17 protein-coding genes and 1 pseudogene are annotated in these 16948 nt (G+C 55.9%); 9 read left to right on the top strand and 9 right to left on the bottom strand.

Annotation, left to right across the window (positions count from 1 at the left end; genetic code table 11):
* Nucleotides 1-5 precede the first annotated feature (5 nt).
* From ACP7A4_RS11505 to ACP7A4_RS11480, 6 genes are all read right to left on the bottom strand, one after another.
* Nucleotides 6-467: a DcrB-related protein gene (locus ACP7A4_RS11505; protein ID WP_426246921.1), complete on the bottom strand. Its 462-nt coding sequence runs from the start codon at nt 465-467 to the stop codon at nt 6-8.
* Between the two features lie 37 nt (nt 468-504).
* The gene (locus ACP7A4_RS11500; RefSeq protein WP_426246919.1) at nt 505-1086 is read right to left on the bottom strand and encodes a hypothetical protein; all 582 of its coding nucleotides are present in this window, start codon (nt 1084-1086) and stop codon (nt 505-507) included.
* A 6-nt stretch (nt 1087-1092) separates the two neighbouring features.
* Nucleotides 1093-2970 (bottom strand): type VI secretion system Vgr family protein, encoded by a 1878-nt coding sequence (locus ACP7A4_RS11495; RefSeq protein WP_426247142.1) that lies wholly within the window; start codon nt 2968-2970, stop codon nt 1093-1095.
* Between the two features lie 91 nt (nt 2971-3061).
* Nucleotides 3062-3808 (bottom strand): hypothetical protein, encoded by a 747-nt coding sequence (locus tag ACP7A4_RS11490; protein WP_426246917.1) that lies wholly within the window; start codon nt 3806-3808, stop codon nt 3062-3064.
* Between the two features lie 67 nt (nt 3809-3875).
* Nucleotides 3876-4589, bottom strand: a complete 714-nt coding sequence (locus ACP7A4_RS11485) for a hypothetical protein (protein ID WP_426246915.1) — start codon at nt 4587-4589, stop codon at nt 3876-3878.
* Nucleotides 4586-5605, bottom strand: a complete 1020-nt coding sequence (locus tag ACP7A4_RS11480) for a hypothetical protein (protein WP_426246913.1) — start codon at nt 5603-5605, stop codon at nt 4586-4588. Before ACP7A4_RS11480 ends, ACP7A4_RS11485 begins: the two co-directional genes overlap by 4 nt.
* Nucleotides 5606-6196: 591 nt before the next feature.
* Between ACP7A4_RS11480 and tssB the strand changes: the two genes are divergently transcribed.
* From tssB to ACP7A4_RS11455, 5 genes and pseudogenes are all read left to right on the top strand, one after another.
* On the top strand, nt 6197-6745 hold the full coding sequence (gene tssB, locus ACP7A4_RS11475) for a type VI secretion system contractile sheath small subunit (RefSeq protein WP_426246911.1): 549 nt from the start codon (nt 6197-6199) through the stop codon (nt 6743-6745).
* Entirely contained in the window at nt 6735-8234 is a 1500-nt protein-coding gene (gene tssC, locus ACP7A4_RS11470) for a type VI secretion system contractile sheath large subunit (RefSeq protein ID WP_426246909.1), read from the top strand. The genes tssB and tssC overlap by 11 nt, the downstream gene beginning before the upstream one ends.
* Nucleotides 8235-8259: 25 nt before the next feature.
* Complete coding sequence (gene tssE, locus ACP7A4_RS11465) at nt 8260-8742, top strand: type VI secretion system baseplate subunit TssE (protein WP_426246907.1); 483 nt, start codon at nt 8260-8262, stop codon at nt 8740-8742.
* Nucleotides 8742-9776: pseudogene (gene tssF, locus ACP7A4_RS11460) on the top strand (type VI secretion system baseplate subunit TssF); the annotation flags it as partial. The gene tssE and the pseudogene tssF, both read left to right, overlap by 1 nt.
* A 426-nt stretch (nt 9777-10202) precedes the next feature.
* Nucleotides 10203-10409, top strand: coding sequence for a hypothetical protein (locus tag ACP7A4_RS11455; RefSeq protein ID WP_426246905.1), 207 nt, complete (start codon nt 10203-10205; stop codon nt 10407-10409).
* 374 nt (nt 10410-10783) lie between these two features.
* On the opposite strand, the gene ACP7A4_RS11450 is transcribed toward ACP7A4_RS11455, so the two are convergent.
* Complete coding sequence (locus ACP7A4_RS11450) at nt 10784-11602, bottom strand: alpha/beta fold hydrolase (protein ID WP_426246903.1); 819 nt, start codon at nt 11600-11602, stop codon at nt 10784-10786.
* 121 nt (nt 11603-11723) lie between these two features.
* On the bottom strand, nt 11724-12620 hold the full coding sequence (locus ACP7A4_RS11445; protein ID WP_426246901.1) for a LysR substrate-binding domain-containing protein: 897 nt from the start codon (nt 12618-12620) through the stop codon (nt 11724-11726).
* Between the two features lie 105 nt (nt 12621-12725).
* Between ACP7A4_RS11445 and ACP7A4_RS11440 the strand changes: the two genes are divergently transcribed.
* Genes ACP7A4_RS11440 through ACP7A4_RS11425 form a run of 4 tightly spaced genes read left to right on the top strand, consistent with a single transcriptional unit; the run spans nt 12726 to nt 15905 of the window.
* Nucleotides 12726-13391, top strand: a complete 666-nt coding sequence (locus ACP7A4_RS11440; protein WP_426246899.1) for an RraA family protein — start codon at nt 12726-12728, stop codon at nt 13389-13391.
* The gene (locus ACP7A4_RS11435; protein ID WP_059762069.1) at nt 13391-14056 is read left to right on the top strand and encodes an RraA family protein; all 666 of its coding nucleotides are present in this window, start codon (nt 13391-13393) and stop codon (nt 14054-14056) included. The genes ACP7A4_RS11440 and ACP7A4_RS11435 overlap by 1 nt, the downstream gene beginning before the upstream one ends.
* Complete coding sequence (locus ACP7A4_RS11430) at nt 14053-14688, top strand: RraA family protein (protein WP_426246896.1); 636 nt, start codon at nt 14053-14055, stop codon at nt 14686-14688. Before ACP7A4_RS11435 ends, ACP7A4_RS11430 begins: the two co-directional genes overlap by 4 nt.
* A complete protein-coding gene (locus ACP7A4_RS11425; protein ID WP_426246894.1) occupies nt 14685-15905 on the top strand; it encodes a pyridoxal phosphate-dependent aminotransferase in 1221 nt (406 codons plus the stop codon). Before ACP7A4_RS11430 ends, ACP7A4_RS11425 begins: the two co-directional genes overlap by 4 nt.
* An 87-nt stretch (nt 15906-15992) precedes the next feature.
* Here ACP7A4_RS11425 and ACP7A4_RS11420 read toward each other — a convergent pair whose 3' ends face one another.
* Nucleotides 15993-16856 carry a LysR family transcriptional regulator gene (locus ACP7A4_RS11420; RefSeq protein WP_059762072.1) on the bottom strand — a complete coding sequence of 288 codons (864 nt, stop codon included), beginning with the start codon at nt 16854-16856 and terminating at the stop codon, nt 15993-15995.
* Nucleotides 16857-16948: the final 92 nt, after the last annotated feature.

The following is a 16948-nucleotide window of genomic DNA, read 5'->3' as shown; positions in this document are numbered from 1 at the left end:
CCGGGCTACTCCTGCTCGGAAGTGGTGGTAGTAAGCCCGGGTTTGGGTACAAAACTGTTCAACAGCGTGAGCCAATCCGTATTTTGTTGTGCGCTGAACTCGCCTGGGCGTGTTGTGGAAAACACCAGTACTCGCCCTGGCTGCACTTCGAACGCAGCCTGGCGCTGGAAGAAGGCCTGACGGTCATTGAAGTAATAGGCGTCAACCTGCAAGCCAGGGAGCGGATGGGCTTGGGACAGTACTGCCGCCGAGCGGCCCAGCACCGTGTAACCCTTGTACTTGGCGCGGATCAGTTTGATCTGCCGTTCGAAGTAGGTACTCAGTTCTTCGCCGGGCAGCGTGTTGTCGCGTGAGAGGGTGATGCTCAGTGGAGCAGGGATGCTGCTCCCCAGGATAAACATGTTGACGCTGCGATCTTCAAAGCCCTGAGGCAGGGTGATACGACCTTCCGGTAGTGGGTAGTCCATGACAAAACAATCCTGCGCAAATCAAGATGGGGAGGGGTTAAGCACTGGCCAATGTGTCGAGTAAGGCATCGAATTCGGGAAGCCAATCGGACAGCGCCTCATGGCGGCATCCGAATACGCAGCTGATGCAGAACCATTGCCGGTGGGTGTGCCCGTTTACGGGGAGCAAGGCGCCGACACTGCGACCGTGCTTTTCTTCGTTCTCGCGTGTGAAGCGGTAGTCGAGCACCAAGGCGCGGGCGCCTGCCAACGTGCGTTCGCTGCGTCTCAAGATGTGGAGTTGTTTACAGTGGTGTTGAAGCTCTGCACATTCGGTGTCCATGGCGCGCTCCAGGGTATGGTTGTCCGGAACTGGGAGCCGTTGCAGGTTGATCGAGACTGGGTGACCTTGTTTGTACAGTGTGATTTCAGCGCGAGTAGGGGCGAGATGCTCCGGAAACGTCAGTTGCAACCCCGCCAGAATGAGGTGGCAGTGCTCGGGCTGCAGCTCGCTTGTTATGTCTTGCGCTGATGCAGCGATCTCGGGCGCAGGAGGCTCATCTGGCTCAACCGTCGGAACATTGTGTTCGGCCAAACGCCTCTCGCTGAGCCGGTCGTACAGGCTGCGTTGTCTCATCATGGCGCCTTAGGAATCCTGATTGATGTGAACGGTTTTGCCTTGCACTGTGGTGCCTTGGCTACCGTCAATGAGAATTGCATCTGCCTTGAGCGCAATGCTTTCAGGGGTCATGACAATGCTGCTGTTTCCCACCTGCAAGATCACCGTTGTCTTGCCATACAGGTGAATGCCTTGCTGGGTTGTAGTAAGGGTAAAGTCACCTTCCAACACTGTAATCGCAGCATCTTTCTTAACCGTTTCGGTGTGGCTGCCGCCTACGTTTGTGACACGGTTGTTGCCTACGCTGAGGCTTTCGTCATATTCAACCTCGGTGTCCATATTTCGCTCGGCGTGCACCGAAATGCGCTCACTGCCCTGCTTATCTTCAAACAATAGCGAGTTGGCGTTGGCCCCAGAGCCCTTGGTCGAGCGAGTGAGAAAGCCGCTCTGCGTCTTGTTGGCCGGCAAGCTCCAGGGCGGTGTGTTCTTGCTGTTGTAAACGCTGCCGGTGATCAGTGGGCGGTCGGGCTGGCCGTCCAGGAACGACACCACCACTTCATCGCCAACCCTGGGGATGTGGATGCTGCCGAAGCCACCGCTGGCTGAGGTTTGCGAGACGCGAACCCAGCAGGAACTCTCTTCTTTCTTGCGCTGACTGTTGGCGCCGCGTGACTCACGGTCCCAGTGGAAATGGACCTTCACCCGGCCCAGGTCATCCGTGAAGATCTCCTCACCGGGCGGGCCGACCACGATGGCCGTTTGCGGGCCGTGGACGGTGGGGCGATGGGTCAGTGGTTGTGCACGAAAAGGGATCTTCTTGCGGATGCAGGTGAAGTTATTCTCGTAACCGGCCTCGCTGCCGGTCAGGTAGTTGTTGCTGCCGTGATGGTTCACTGTGAGTAACTGAAACTGCCGGTCTTCTATCGTGTCGCGGTCATGCTCATGGTGCTGGGTTAGTTCAAAGGTGAAGCCAGGGCACATTGCCCGGCAGTTGCTGGCGCCACTGAATATTTTTCCCTGTACTTCCAAGGCTTCGATGCGGTGGCGTACCAGACGCTCCCCGTCGGCGCTGCTTGCGTGGGTGTATTGCCCTGGGAAGTCATAAATCTCGTACGCCGTAACGTCGCCCTGCTGATTCAGGCTTTGCAGGTTTACCGGTAAAAGGTGATCCGGTTGTTTGTAGTCGAATGTCTGTACGGCAATCTTTCCAGATTGCAACTGGCGATGGCCACTCCATCGGAAGATCGAGTCAGCGGTCTCGTTGATTGACGTGCTGTGATAACGGATGGTGGGCTGCTGCGGCAATGGCTTGAGCAGGTTGGAAGCGTCGGTGATGATCAGGGTGTGCTGGTCGGCACTGTGCTCAAAATAAAAGAACAGGCCTTCACTCTCCAGCAAGCGCAGCACGAAGTTCAAATCAGACTCTCGGTACTGGGTGATGTAACTCCGTGACGGCAGATCAGCCAGCAAGCGGAACTCGTATTGGGCAAGCGGTGCGTAGTCAGCAAAAACCGAACTGATGACTTGCTCAATGGATTGATTTTGGAATATGCGCGAGTTGAAGCGTTTGCCGAGCATCCACAGCCAAGGGGTCAGTGTTGCCGAATAATGGGTCAGGTTGCCCTGGCTGCCGGAATTGCCGAATTGGGTGATATAGCCATGCACGTGGCGAGCTCCGCCATCTGCAAGTTCGATCTCTAAGCAGGCAGGTTTGCCGATCAGTGTCTTGAGTTCAAGTGCTGGGTCTTGGGAGAGCATTGATAGGGTAAAGTTAAACAACAGTGAGAGACCCTCAGTGCCATTGAAATTTTCCAGCAGTAACTCTTGAAACTCCAAAGTCGGTGTTGTCAGTTTGATTAAACGACGATTTTGAGTGTTGAGTAATGAGGCTAAGTCCATAGCTATAAGCGCTCCTGGCGTTTGATTTAATCCATTGTTGTAATGGGTTGCTGTGGGAATTGGTTGATTGCCGTTGGTGCGTAAATTTCACATATGATCATTTACTATTTATATTCTTTAGGTGCAATAGCTGGCTATTAACCCATGCCGTGCATCGTGCAGTTATGGATTTTTGCCGGAAGGCACGTATTTCATCAATATTGAAGAAGGTGAATTCAGATTTTTCGCGGGCTTCTTGTTTCTTTAAATGTTTTAATCCGGAAATGGCTGGCCGTAGATTTAACAGAAATAAAAAGAGGAATGCATACATGAGCACTGCTGTGACGGAAAATCCGTATTCGTATTGCAATATTTGAGGTTGGATAATTCTAAAAATTGCAGCAATCACGCCAAGGGCTATTAAAGGCGCTTGATGACTGCTAAGCATTGGGTTGCAAATGGTTTCTACATGCATCTTTCTAATCCAGAATGGATTTATGAATTCACGTCTAAAGTAGGCGTGATCATGAATTGCGCATAAAGGTAAAAGTAACAAAGGTGACTCGATCATTGCCTTTGGTAATGTGTAGTTGTGCTCAAGGTGCAGCGAATAGGTTGTCATTACGTAAGATGATGAATATATGAGTGTTAGCATGTTTTGTAGCGAAAAGCTCACGTATTCACTGTACCTTTCAGTAACGTAAGCGCAGCGAAAAAATTTCACAATTGACCACGCGATAAAGACAAGATAAGGAGCACCTAAGGCTATAGGCGCCATCACCATAATCACACCAGTAAGCGATATACTTAATCCAAGGCCAATAAAGATACGAACCACAAAGCGGTATGTGTTTGTCTCAATCATTTGCTCGCCTAGGTGTTTGGGCTGTGTGACGTTGGTATTTCAAATGTGGGGAGGGTACCATGGCTTTTTACTTGAAAATCCATTGCACACTACGACCTATCCAAGAGGCTTTTCTTAAGGCTTGAATGGTTTCGAGGTTGTGAAAAGTCAAAACTATCCCAGCTTCGTTCTGCTCTTGAGTTAACTGTCTTAACCCGGAAATCGCATTTCGGCATTGAAAAATTAACCAAAGAAAAATTATATATAAAGAAATTGAAACGAAAAAAAGTGATGCGTTGTAGGGGGCAAGATATGGGTAGAGTAATGAACTTGCCCCGACGGTTGCTCCGACAAAGATGTTGCGTTTAAATGGAGATATTGATGTTTCGGGAGTGGATGTCTCAACTCGCTTGTTGTTTTTGGTGAATGGTGTTATGTAGTTCTTCCGTTTGTAGGCCCAGGTGTACATGGTCGCAGGCGGGACGGAAGATATACATGCAAGTATCATGGATTGTTCTAGAGGGATTTTATAGTGCATAAGAAGTATGGCTAATGTTGCGAAGTAGTACGTATATAAAGCTATGTGCAAAGTGCTGAGCAGCGAAAATGATGCATATTCGACAAAGCTTTCAGTTAAGTAGGTGCAGCGTATATATCTGAATGCTGCCCAAGCCATCAAAAAGCAGTATGGAATAGTTAGAAGTGAGGGGGTTAACAATGCCAGAATTCCCCCAAATACGAAGTGTGCTCCAAATGCGCCGTGCATTTTGGAGAAGAATCTGTATTCGGTCGTATGTATCATGGTGTTGTTCCGGTAAGTAAATTTCCGAATTTTCGATTTAACTCCCACTCTTCGTAGCTTAAAAAAAGTTGGACTATATAACCAACACCTAAAGCCACGGCTATGGCGACTACTGCGGACGAGACAGCAGTAGCGACAATCGCGCCGATAGCAAATGATGCCAAGTTGGTAGGCTGGCTGTACGCCGATCTATGGAGAAACTCATCCATATCCCCAGACTCTGTAGCGTCAATGATTGCTTGGGGGCCCACTGCCAGTATTGCACCGGCGGTGGTCCCAGCAACGACTCTCCCTACACTCCGGGCGCTATAAGCGTTGCTGGTGATTGGAACTCTTCTCCGAAGTGATTGAGCTGCTTGGTGAACGGGCAGAAGAATGTGATTTGCACGCATTCTTTCACTGATTTTATAAAGTTTTGCTCGTAAATTAGCAGGGACCTCAAAGTATAGTTGACCTCCCAACCTTACCAATTTAATTCGCTGCTTGAAGGCTCTTTTTGCTGAAATGCTGCCAGGGGTTCCCCGAGTGATAGCCCAGTTTGTTAATTTCTTTCTAACTTCAGATGGTAGATCGAGCAATTCGGCTAATCGCGTGCCTTTATTAAAGGCGTGCAGCATTCCTACAAGTGCTGCTGCTTCACCGGGGATGCTGGAAAGCGAAAAAAGTAAAGGGCCGATCACCGGAATCGACTGAGCCTTCTGATGTAGCTCCTTAACTTCACGCACCGTGACATATCCTGCAACTTTTACCTTTGAAAGTAGATAACTCAGGTGCAACGCCATCTGTTCGTGCTCTTGAGCGTCCAGTCCGTTATCCGGATCGCTAAGCGTTGCCACCATGAAGTGCGCCGCGCTCAGTTCGTCAGTCGCGTAAAAGCCACTAATAGATATGCTTGTAGGTAACTGGCGCTCAGCGATTACGCTTGGCCAAGGCAGTGTGCCATGCCCCAGTAACCCACTATGCGTGCTCTCACCCAGCGGGTCATTCACCGAGCAGGGATACAGTCTATTGCTCATCCTTAAGTCCCTGTAAACGCCTTTGCGCGAATGTTTCGGCCATGTGCATTAGTGATGCTCTTGAAGGGATTTACTTGCAGTTGAAGTCGCAAAGGAGACCTTCTTGAAAAACGCTTGTCAAGCTGGGAAATTGTAACGAGGTGAACTATCTGTACTGCTTTTTGTGAAAAATCCACCTTGTAAAAAAGAATATTTTTTTGAGGTTTCTGCCTAATCCCACAAACTAGAGCGGCTGGTGTGTAAGGCGGCTCGCGTGGGCAGTATGGGGGCGATCAAACTTTTTCAGAAAATTGCCTTTACATAAAAATTAAAACGCTGTTGATCGTGGGGGTATTCCTTCAATTCAAATGGAAATAGGCTACTTGAGAAAGTAACAGGTCTGATTGTGCGTGCTAATTCAGCCAGTTACGGTGTGCGACGTTTGATGAGGCGCTTTGAGTCGCTTCGGTTGCGTTAGTTCAGCATCCGATAGTTTGCAAAAGTTGTGTGTTTGCGCTTGTGCCAGCTTGGTCAACATCGCAATTTCGCAGAAGCAAGTTCCGCTGCGATGTAGGACTAGAACGGATGAAAAACGATTAAGGAGTTCGCCAAATGGCAAAGATGGAAAGGACCCAGCACAAGCTCGACCGCATCCGTGCGCCGCGTGTGCAGATTACTTATGACGTTGAAGTCGGAGATGCCATCGAGCAAAAGGAGCTGCCGTTTGTAGTGGGCGCGATGGGGGACTTCTCAGGGCATCCGTTGGAGCCGCTGCCGCGTCTGAAGGACCGTAAGTTTGTACTCATCGATCGCGATAATTTCAACGGCGTGCTCAAGGGCATCAAGCCTCGGTTGAGTTATCGGGTCGACAACAGCCTGGCCAAAAACGGTACACAGCTGGGTGTCGAGCTGAACTTCAATGCGATGGATGACTTCGAACCGCAGAATGTCGTCAAGCAGGTAGAACCGTTGCGCAAGCTCCTGGAATTGCGTAACAAACTAGCCGATTTGCGCAACAAGATGGGGGGTAACGACAAGCTGGAGGAGATGTTGCAAGCGGTTATTCAGGACCCTGCAAAGCTCCAGGCGTTGGGTCAAGAGTTTGGGCGTCAGGGGCAGGCTAGTTCCGTCGCTGCGCAGGGAGCCGATCATGACTGCTGATCCGTCACTCAATGCGCAGGCCACCCAGCAGCAGTTGGAAACAACTGCGCCACAGACATCCTTGCTGGACAGCATCATCTCCGAAAGCCGTGTAGCCCGTTCCGAAACCGAGCGTACGCGTACCCGTGACCTCATTGGTGAGTTGGTCGGGCAAGTGCTTGAGGGTGCGGTTACACCCAGCAAGGATTTGATGGCCGTGCTTGATGCGCGCATCGCCGATATTGATGCGCTGTTGTCCGAGCAGCTCAACGAAATCATGCATGCCGATGAGTTTCAGCAATTGGAGGCGTCGTGGCGCGGGCTTAAATACCTGGTCGACAACACCGAAACCAGCACCACGCTGAAGATCAAGCTGCTCAATGCCTCGAAGCGGGATCTGGTGCGCGACTTGAAAGCCGCCTCTGAGTTTGACCAGAGTGCCTTGTTCAAGAAGGTGTACGAGGAAGAGTACGGGACCTTTGGCGGTGCTCCGTTTGGCATGTTGATGGGCGATTACAAGTTCAGCCGTAGTCCAGAAGACATGTATCTGCTGGAAGAGATATCGCATGTGGCGGCCGCCGCGCATGCCCCGTTCATCTCGGCAGCCTCTCCTGAAATGTTCGGTTGGGACTCGTTCACGGATATGGCGGGCCCTAGGGACCTGGCCAAGATCTTCGACACGGTCGAGTACACCAAGCTGAAGTCCTTTCGGGCCAGTGAAGATTCACGTTACACCGCGTTAGTTCTCCCGCATGTCTTGGGACGCTTGCCTTATGGGCCGGATACCGTGCCGGTTGAGTCGTTCCTCTTCAAGGAAGACGTCGACGGTCGTGACCACAGCAAATACTTGTGGGTCAACGCAGCCTATGCGTTGACGACCCAGGTTACCCAGGCGTTTTCGCGTTATGGCTGGTGTGTCGCCATTCGTGGCGTGGAAGGCGGTGGCCTGGTTGAAGGATTGCCCAGTCATACCTTCATGACCGATGACGGCGAGGTGGCGCTCAAATGCCCAACGGAAATCGCCATCACCGACCGACGTGAAAAAGAACTGTCGGATCTCGGGTTCGTGCCGTTGGTACACCGCAAAGACACCGACCACGCAGCGTTCTTCGCCACACAGTCGATGCAAAAACAGAAGCAGTACAACACCGATGTCGCCAACGCCAACGCCAGGCTTTCGGCGCAGTTGCAGTACATCTTCGCCACCTCGCGGATCGCTCATTACATGAAGGCAATCATGCGCGACAAGGTTGGAAGTTTTGCCTCTCGCCAAGACGTGGAGTCGTTCCTCAACACCTGGCTTTCCAACTATGTGTTGCTGGATGACACCGCCAGCCAGGAAGCCAAAGCCAAGAACCCGCTACGCGAAGCCCGTGTCGAGGTGTTTGAAGTGCCGGGTAAACCCGGCGTCTATAAGTCGGTGAGCTTCCTGCGCCCCCATTACCAACTGGATGAGCTGACGGCGTCATTGCGTCTGGTCGCCGAATTGCCGAAATCCACCCGCAGTTGATCTGCGCCGGTGCCAGGATGGCCTCATGAATACGCCTGCTAGATTCTTGCCAACCTTGTTTGATCGGTTGAGTGACGAAGCTCCACATCAGCCGGTGGAGGGCCGTACACAGCGGCTCTATTCGCTGGCGGATTACACCGCCAGCCTGGTTCGCGACCTGGAAACTCTTGTGAATACGCGGCAGAACATGCGGTCACGCTCATTGGATGCGTTCCCTCAGTTGCGCGGCTCGTTGCTGGAGTACGGTTTGCCCGACTTCACCAGCAAAGGGTTGCTCAACCCGCAGGATCGCACGCAGATTCGGCTGCAACTCAAGCAGGCCATCGAGACCGGAGATCGTCGCTTTCGTCAGGTTCGCGTTCAGCTCCTGGACTCGCTGGCGCAACAACGCCAACTGACCTTTCGTGTAGACGCTTTGCTGCGTTTGCCCGAGACCACGCGTCAGGTGTCCTTTGATGCCGTGTTGCAGGTCAATACTCAGGCTTACACCGTGCAGAATTTGAACTGATGCATAGCGATCTGTTGCCTTACTACGAAAAGGAACTGTCGCACCTGCGTACCCTCGGGCAGGAATTTGCGCGCCAGTATCCGAAGATTGCCTCACGGTTGTTGATGGACGGTGACCAATGCGAGGATCCGCATGCGGAGCGCCTGATTGAAGCGTTTTCGTTTCTCGCAGCGCGCGTGCACAAGAAGCTCGATGACGATTTTCCGGAAATCGTCGAGGCCTTCCTGGAGGTGATGTACCCGCACTACCTGCGACCGACCCCCTCATTGTCGATTGTTGAGTTCTCTGCCAGCGATAGCAGTGCTGTCACTGACGGCTACTGCATCGAGCGCCATAGCCAACTGAAATCCCAAGAAGTTGATGGCATTTCGTGTCTGTTCCGCACGTGCTATCCCGTGACGATTTGGCCTGTCAGGGTAACCGACGCGACATTTCTGGAACTTGAGCGTTCGGCTTTCAGTAGTCGCACGACCGAGCACCAGGCGCGTTTGCGTATCAGCCTGAGCACCACTACGGATACGTCTTTCGGTGATCTCGCGTTGCAGCCGCTGAGGTTTTTTATTGATGGTGAAAGCACCCTGACGCTTCACCTCTATGAGCTGTTGTTCAACAACGTGGCCCGGCTGACGCTGCTGTTTACCGAAGCAGGGCAGCGGCGCGAGGTTGTACTGCCACTGAGTACGGTGAAGACGGTCGGGTATGCCGCTGACGAAGGCTTGATTGACTATTCTGAACGCTCCTTTCTGGGCTACCGGCTGCTGCACGAGTATTTCACCTTTCCCGACAAGTTCATGTTCTTTGACCTTGAAGGGCTGGGGAGTGTGTTGGTCGGGAAGGCCGTGCATGCGGTGGAGGTCAACCTGTACTTCGCCGAATACGATGTGCCGGAGCGGCTGACCCGGCTGGCACAGAACGTCAATGCCGCTCATTTCAAGCTCAACTGTGCGCCGGTGGTCAATCTGTTCCGCCAACAGGCGGAGCCGATCAAGTTGACTCACACTCAGCACGAGTACCCGGTGGTTCCGGATGGTCGCCAGCATCAACAGTGAGGTCTGTAGCAGCAGTGTTTGGCAGTCCTCGCTCAGGCTGTTGAAAATGTGCGTCGTGAGGTAGTGGGCGACATCAGCCACGCCACCGGAAAAGGCAGCCAGGCCATAAACGCCCCCTTCGTTGCTGGTGCGCCACAGGCGAGCCAGTTGCACCGCCACAGCCCAGCCTTCGGTGGCCGCGTGGACTTGAAGCAGGGCATTGGCGTCTAGCGCGTTGCCGAGTATGCAACGTGCCTCCTCAAGGGACAGGATCAATTGCCGGGCACTGACTTCGTGTACCCAGCCCTTGGCTTTCCAGCGTGACAGCGGCCAGTGCGGGCGTGTGCGGCTGGCGACCACCCAGCGCAGCCACGGAGCTGCTTGCTCTAGCAACTGGCCCAGAATATCGGCCACCTCAGGGCTGGCAGCGAGGTGATAGTCATCCAGAAACAGGGTGATTGCGCGGTTCTCGCGGGCAAGTGCCTGGCGCAACGCATGCAGGGTGCGTTGCGGCTGAACATCCAGTGCCTGCGAAGCGGCCAGATGAGGCAAGTGCGCCAGTTCAATACCCGCATGGTCAAGGGCCAGAATCAGGTAGGCAAGAAAGCGGTTCGGTTCGCCATCGGCCTCATCCAGTGAGAGCCAGGCCACTGCCGTCTCGGGAGTCTGTTGGCGCAAAACCTCGTGCCATTGCATCAGCAGCGTGGTTTTACCGTAGCCCGCCGGCGCCGTTAACAGTGTCAGTGGCACACACGCTTTCTCTTTCATCGACGCCAACAAGGCTTCGCGGGAAACCGACGAGGGCAAGACCTGTGGCGGCGTCAGCTTGCCGATCCAGTACCACGCGTTCGATGAATGGGAGGGGGACTTCTGGGCCATGAGCAGGGTTACCGGTGCAGTGTTTTTTGCGCTGTTGTAACAGCTAATGCACGCAGGCGCCGGTTAACTGTGTTACAGGTTTTGCCTTCAACAGGGCGAGTCCTTTTACGCAAACGCTCTGGCGACACCCTCTTTCACTCGCAAGGTTGACGACGTTGCAGGTGGCCAATGTGTTCCCACATCGCGCTCGGGTTGGAGTACATGGGGAAGTGCCCACAGTTTTGGATCTGGGCCAGATGCACACCCTGGCTCTGGAGAGCGGCCAGATAGGTCAGCGAAGCGTTCTGCTCGCCGTACATGTACAGGCGCGGACATGGCAGGGCGAGAAACTTGCTCATCAGCTCGCCATGATCCGACAGCGCCACCATCGACTCAAAAATGCTGCGCACGGCACCTGCACGTACTTTGTGCCGCAGGCTGGCGGCATACAGCGCGCTGGCGTAGGCCGGAGCCTGTCGGGCACGCTCAATAAAGTCATCGAAGAAGTGCTCGGCGTCTTCATCGGCGTAATCGTGGATCTGGCGGCTGAGAAAGCAGTCTTGCGGATCAATATTGCCTTCGATATTGGCAAAGCTGAGCACCCGCTCGGGGTGCTGATGGGCAAGCATCAGCGATGTCAGGCCCCCCATGGAATGCCCAACCAGGTGAAAGCGCTGGATGGCGAAGTGCTCCAGAAGCGCCCGTGCCGTCTTCACCAGCAAGGCAATATCGATGCGAGAAAGGTCTGAGCAGCTGGTTTCCCCACACCCCGGCGCATCGTAGGCGAGGAACGGATGCCCGTTGAATGCGGCATAGCGCACGATGTCGGCATAGTCCTCCTTGGTCGAGCCGAAGCCGTGCAGGAAGACGATGGGCAGCTTGTCGCCGTCTCGATACAACGCCGCCACGTCAAGGCTGATACCGTCGATGTTGAGCGGCACGCGGGTGTGGCTGAATGCGGTTTGCGTGGACACGAGTGTGACTCCTGAGGTGGGCGAGTGGCCTACTCTGGGAGAGGCGCCTGCCTGTGTAAATTCCTAATCCCGTCATCAATCCATAGGCTGGGCCTATGGATTGATGACGCACTCCCTCCCGCTACTTCGCATCCGCCGCCAACAACGCCACCAGCGCATCCACCCAGGGGTTGGCCCGAGCGCCATTCCAGACCGCTGCCGCTGTGACCACGCTGATGTTGGGCGTCAGGGCCTTGAGTATCACGTTGTCCGGCGCCAGCTTCTTCATGGATGCAGGCACCAGCGCCACCCCTTGGCCGCAACTGACAAAAGCGATTTGCGACGTCACGGAGCGTACTTCGTGCAGCACCCTGGGCGACAGGCCATTGGATTTGCACACGCCGATCAGGTAATCGAAGTAGTTTGGGCTGACTTGACGCGACGACATCACCAGTGGCTCGTCCACCAGACTGGCCAGAGTCAGGCGTGAGCGCGCCGCGAGCGGATGGTCGCGGGGCATGGCAACGGCGAGGCGGTCTTCAGTGAGGGGCAGGCAACGCAAATTTTTACCCAGGTTGCCCTCAAGGCGGGCGAAGGCCAGATCAATGTCGCCGCACTCCAGTGCAGGAATGGCGTGGGCACTGTCGATCTCACGCACAGCCACGGTGATATGCGGATGCTCGGCCTTGAAGCGCTCGATCAGCGGTGGCAGTACATCGGTCATGGCGTGGGTAATAGCTCCGATGGTCAGTACACCGGCCTGGCCGGACACCGCTTCCAGTACCGCCAGTTCGAGCCGTTCCAGTTGCTCAGCGAATTTGCGCACTGCGGGCAGGATGGCCGCCCCGGCGGGTGTCAACTGGGCGCCCTGACGCGAGCGCTCGAACAGCTTGACCTTCAGCGCATGCTCAAGGATCTGGATCTGCTCGCTCAAAGGCGGTTGCGACATCCCCAGGCGCTTGGCCGCCCGGCTAAAACTCTGTTCTTCGGCCACGGCAAGGAACAGCCACAGGTGCCGGATCAGGCGAAAATTGATCATGTTTATTCCATAGGTTGGGCGTATGAAAGCTGTAGTTGAATAGGAATATACCTATGGAAGTTGCCTGTCGATACTCGGGCCTTCACTTCACAAGGTCCGCTTCCCATGAATGCTTGCTCCTTGCTTCTTCGCTTGTCCGCGCTGGACACCAACACAGTGTCCGACGCCCTGGATTTTCTCGGCATGGAGGGGGCTACCCTCGGTCTGCGGCCTTTGTGGAACTGTCCGAAAATCATCGGCCGTGCCAGCACTGTGCAATTGGCACCTAAACGGGACACGGCACCCACTGTGCATCTGATCACGCCAGTGGTGGCGGGTGTCGATAGCGACGACCGAGTGCTGGTTATTGCCGGGGGCGTGGAAGGCATCTCATGCTGGGGCGATATCCTCGCCAATGCCGCGCAACAGAAGGGTATCCGCGGCTCGGTGCTTGACGGTTTCAGTCGCGACATCCAAGGGAGTGAGGCCATCGGTTACCCGGTGTACGGACGGGGCGTGACCATGATCAGCGCGCGTAATCGCTTGGTCCAAGTGGCGGCTGGCGGTGCGGTGAGCATGGCCGGGGTCAGGGTCGAAGAGGGCGATTACGTCATCGCGGATGAGTGCGGCACAGTTTTCGTTGCCGCCGCAGCCATCGCCAACGTTCTTGATTTGGCCGAGCGCCTCGACCGCCGTCAGGCGCGGATGGTCGAAGCTGTGCGCGCTGGAGGCTCGGTTGAGAGCGTGATGCACGACAGTCAGTTTCAACGCCTGGAAGAGGAGCCTGCCTGATGAATCTGGAAGACAACACACTGGTCGCCCTGTTTGAGGGGCTGGACACGCCGGCTGTTTCCGATGCGCTGGACAAACTGGGAGTGGCCGGGCAGTGCCTGGCGATCGCACCTCTGGCCAATTACCCGACGGTCATCGTGGGTCCGGCCTTCACCGTGCAGTACGTCAGCGCGAGCACCCCGCCCGGCACCGTGGGTGACTTTCTTGATGAAGTGGCACCCGGCGACGTGGTGCTGATCGCTAACAACGGGCGCACGGACTGCACCGTATGGGGCGACATCATGACTCAATACGCCCTGGCGCGCGGCATTGCGGGCACCGTGATCGACGGCGTGTGCCGTGATGTGAACATGGCCCTTGTCGAAGAGTATCCGCTGTTCACCCGGGGGCGTTTTATGCGCACCGGCAAAGACCGCGTTGAAGTGGTGGCGGTGAACCAGCCTGTCAGCATGGGCGGTGCCCGTTGCTGTGCGCGCGACATCGTGGTTGCCGATGCCAACGGTGTGGTGGTGGTCCCGCGTCAGCGTGCCCGCGAGGTGGCTGAGTATGCCCATCAAATTGAGCGCATAGAAACGCAGATCCGCGATCACATCGCCAACGGTAAAACCCTGAAAGAAGCCCGGGCTTTGCTCGGTTATCACGGCCTGCAGAGGAAGCTGCAATGAGCGTTTATGACAGTCAGACAGTCGCCGCACGCGCCAAAGTGCTTGGCAGCTCTACCCTGTATGAAGCCTGTGGCTTGCCGACAGCTGTGGACCCGGCCATCCGCCCGATCTGGCGTGGCGCCTTTATTGCGGCCCCGGCCTACCCGCTGGAGTGTTCGCCGGGCGACAACCTGGCGCTGCATCTGGCATTGGAGCGGGCACCAAAAGGCAGCGTGCTGGTGGTCAGTACCGGCAACTTCATCGCCGGTTATTGGGGCGAGGTGCTCACGGTAGCCGCGCAGGCTGCAGGTCTCGTCGGCCTGGTCATTGATGGCGGAGTACGCGATATCCAGGCCATCGAAACGCTGGGTTTTCCGGTGTTTGCACGCGGTGTGTCGGTGAAGGGCACGATCAAGGCCACTGCGCCTTCGGTGGGCCAGCCTATGGGCTTCAACGGGGCACACGTGGCGGAAGGTGATTGGGTGGTCGCCGACGACGACGGCATCGTGATCATTCCCCAGGGCGAAGTCGCGCGCACCCTCACGGCCGGCCTTGCGCGTTTCGACAAAGAGGCAAGGCTCATGGCGGCCCTGCGCGAAGGCCATACCACGGTCGAATTAATGGGCCTCAAGCGCCAGGAGGAGGCTCAGTGAAACGCGACGTTCAAACGCTTAATCGCCACCTTGCGGCGGCTCAGCCCTCAGCCACTTATCGCGTCATGGATCGTGTCGCCGAACGCCGTAAGCAAGGTGTCAGCATCCTCTCGCTGTGCGCCGGAGAGCCCGACTTTGACACCCCGCGGCATATCCGCGAGGCCGCTATCGCAGCAATAGAGTCCGGGCACACCCGCTATACCCAAGTCGCGGGGCTGCGCAGCCTGCGCGAGGCGGTGGCTGAAAAGTTTCGCGACGAGAATGGCCTGTCAGTGAACTGGCAAGACACTCACGTCAGCAGCGGGGGTAAGCAAGTGATTTTCAATGCGCTGGCCGCCACCCTCAATGAAGCCGATGAGGTGATCATTCCCGCGCCTTACTGGGTCAGCTATCCAGAGATCGTGCAGCTTTGCGGCGCCCGCTCGCGCATCGTCCCCTGCGGCGCGGAGCACAGTTTTAAGCTGACCGCAGATGCATTACGCGAAGCCATCGGCCCGCATACGCGCTGGCTGATCCTCAACTCGCCGTCAAATCCGACTGGCGCGGTTTATAGCCGTGAGGAGTTGCACGCTCTGGCCCAAGTGCTGCTGGAGCACCCCCAGGTGCTGATTCTCGCGGACGACATCTACGAGCACCTGATCTTCGACGGTCGGCGTTTTTACACCCTGGCTCAGGTCGAACCCCGTTTGGCTGAACGCACCCTGACCATGAACGGGGTGTCCAAAGCCTACGCCATGACCGGCTGGCGCATTGGCTTTGCCACCGGGCCGCGCTGGTTGCTGCAGGCGATGGAAAAACTCCAGGGCCAGCAGACCTCGGGGGCCTGCTCGATTTCTCAGCATGCAGCGGTGGCCGCTCTGCGTGGGCCGAAGGACTTTCTCGATGAGAGTCGTCAGGTGTTTGAACGGCGCCGCGACTTGATGGTGGGCCTGCTCAACGACACGCCGGGCCTGCGCTGCGCCGTGCCGCAAGGGGCGTTCTATGCCTTTGCCGATTGCGCCGCGCTACTGGGCAAGCGCTCGGCTGGCGGGCGAGTGCTCAACAGTGACGAGGATGTCGTGCAGGCACTGCTCGATGAGGCGCGCGTGGCCGTTGTACCGGGCAGCGCCTTCGGTCTGGCGGGTTACATACGCATTGCTTACGCGGTGGATGATGCATCGTTAAAAACTGCCTGTATCGCGATCCGGCAGTTTTGTCACGGCGTGCGGGCGTTATAAACAAGGCCGTGCGGTGGGTTTACATCGCACGGCCTGTTTTTTGGAGCCTCACCCTCAGGCGCGATATCGCCAGCGGCCAAAAAGCGTTCAGGCGGATTGGGGTTGAGCGAGTGCTTGGCACAGGTCTATCAGTTGGTGCTTCAACAGATTGCCCGCGTGGCTGAGTCCGTTAAGGCCGTAGAGCGCCAGAAATACCCCTTGAATATCAGGCAGGCCACAGCTCGCTTCGAGTACCTGATGGTCTGCCCGGATGACCCGCTCGGGCAGCAAACTGATGCCCAGCCCCGCAGCCACCGCTGCACAGACACTGGCCAGACTGGCACTTGAGTAGTTGATGCGCCAGCGCCATCCGCCCATCTCCAAGTGATGCAGCATTTCATTGCGATACAAACCACCGACCGGAAACACAACCAGTGGCAAGGGATCACGCGCCAAGGCAGGGGTTGAGCGGCTGTCTACCCAGCACATGCGTTCCGGCCAGGAGGCCAGGCAGTCCGCGTCTTGCCCCATCTGCTTGACCAGTAGCAAATCAAACTCGCCCTGACGGTAGAGCCGCATCAGCTCCGGCCCCAAGCCGCTGGTGACTTCCAGGCGGACACCGGGGTGCTCGCGGCCGAAGCGCGAAAGGATCGGCATCAGGCGTTCGGCCGCAAAGTCTTCAGGTACACCCAGGCGTAGCACCCCCTCACTTTTTACATCCACAAGCACCTCTCGGGCTTCCTCGTGCAGGGCCAGAATGCGGCGCGCGTAGACCAGCAGGCGCTCGCCTTCGGGGGTGGCCATCACCCGGCGTTGTTCGCGGTCGAGCAGCTTGCAGCCAAGGCTGTCTTCCAAGCGTCGTATTTGCTGGCTGACCGTGGATTGGGTGAGATGCAGGCGTTGAGCCGCCCGGGTGAAATTAGCGCAATCCACGACAGCGACAAAACTGCGCAAGAGCAAGGGATCAAACATCGTTACCGCCATTCACAAAGCCACTGAAAGGCATGTTTATATTTAATTTCAGAATGCCTGGAGCGGTGACCATACTGGCTTTTCATGAAATT

The organism is Pseudomonas sp. TWR3-1-1, assembly GCF_049896545.1.
GTDB classification, from domain to species: Bacteria; Pseudomonadota; Gammaproteobacteria; order Pseudomonadales; family Pseudomonadaceae; genus Aquipseudomonas; species Aquipseudomonas weihenstephanensis.
The sequence above is the reverse complement of the archived record's forward strand: the minus strand, read 5'-3'. Positions and strand labels throughout refer to the sequence as shown.

Bases quoted from the DNA above. Each gene is read 5' to 3' on its own strand.
- ACP7A4_RS11505 (WP_426246921.1), bottom strand. From the start codon at position 467: ATGGACTACCCACTACCGGAAGGTCGTATCACCCTGCCTCAGGGCTTT.
- ACP7A4_RS11500 (WP_426246919.1), bottom strand. From the start codon at position 1,086: ATGATGAGACAACGCAGCCTGTACGACCGGCTCAGCGAGAGGCGTTTG.
- ACP7A4_RS11490 (WP_426246917.1), bottom strand. From the start codon at position 3,808: ATGATTGAGACAAACACATACCGCTTTGTGGTTCGTATCTTTATTGGC.
- ACP7A4_RS11485 (WP_426246915.1), bottom strand. From the start codon at position 4,589: ATGATACATACGACCGAATACAGATTCTTCTCCAAAATGCACGGCGCA.
- ACP7A4_RS11480 (WP_426246913.1), bottom strand. From the start codon at position 5,605: ATGAGCAATAGACTGTATCCCTGCTCGGTGAATGACCCGCTGGGTGAG.
- tssB (WP_426246911.1), top strand. From the start codon at position 6,197: ATGGCAAAGATGGAAAGGACCCAGCACAAGCTCGACCGCATCCGTGCG.
- tssC (WP_426246909.1), top strand. From the start codon at position 6,735: ATGACTGCTGATCCGTCACTCAATGCGCAGGCCACCCAGCAGCAGTTG.
- tssE (WP_426246907.1), top strand. From the start codon at position 8,260: ATGAATACGCCTGCTAGATTCTTGCCAACCTTGTTTGATCGGTTGAGT.
- ACP7A4_RS11445 (WP_426246901.1), bottom strand. From the start codon at position 12,620: ATGATCAATTTTCGCCTGATCCGGCACCTGTGGCTGTTCCTTGCCGTG.
- ACP7A4_RS11440 (WP_426246899.1), top strand. From the start codon at position 12,726: ATGAATGCTTGCTCCTTGCTTCTTCGCTTGTCCGCGCTGGACACCAAC.
- ACP7A4_RS11435 (WP_059762069.1), top strand. From the start codon at position 13,391: ATGAATCTGGAAGACAACACACTGGTCGCCCTGTTTGAGGGGCTGGAC.
- ACP7A4_RS11430 (WP_426246896.1), top strand. From the start codon at position 14,053: ATGAGCGTTTATGACAGTCAGACAGTCGCCGCACGCGCCAAAGTGCTT.
- ACP7A4_RS11420 (WP_059762072.1), bottom strand. From the start codon at position 16,856: ATGTTTGATCCCTTGCTCTTGCGCAGTTTTGTCGCTGTCGTGGATTGC.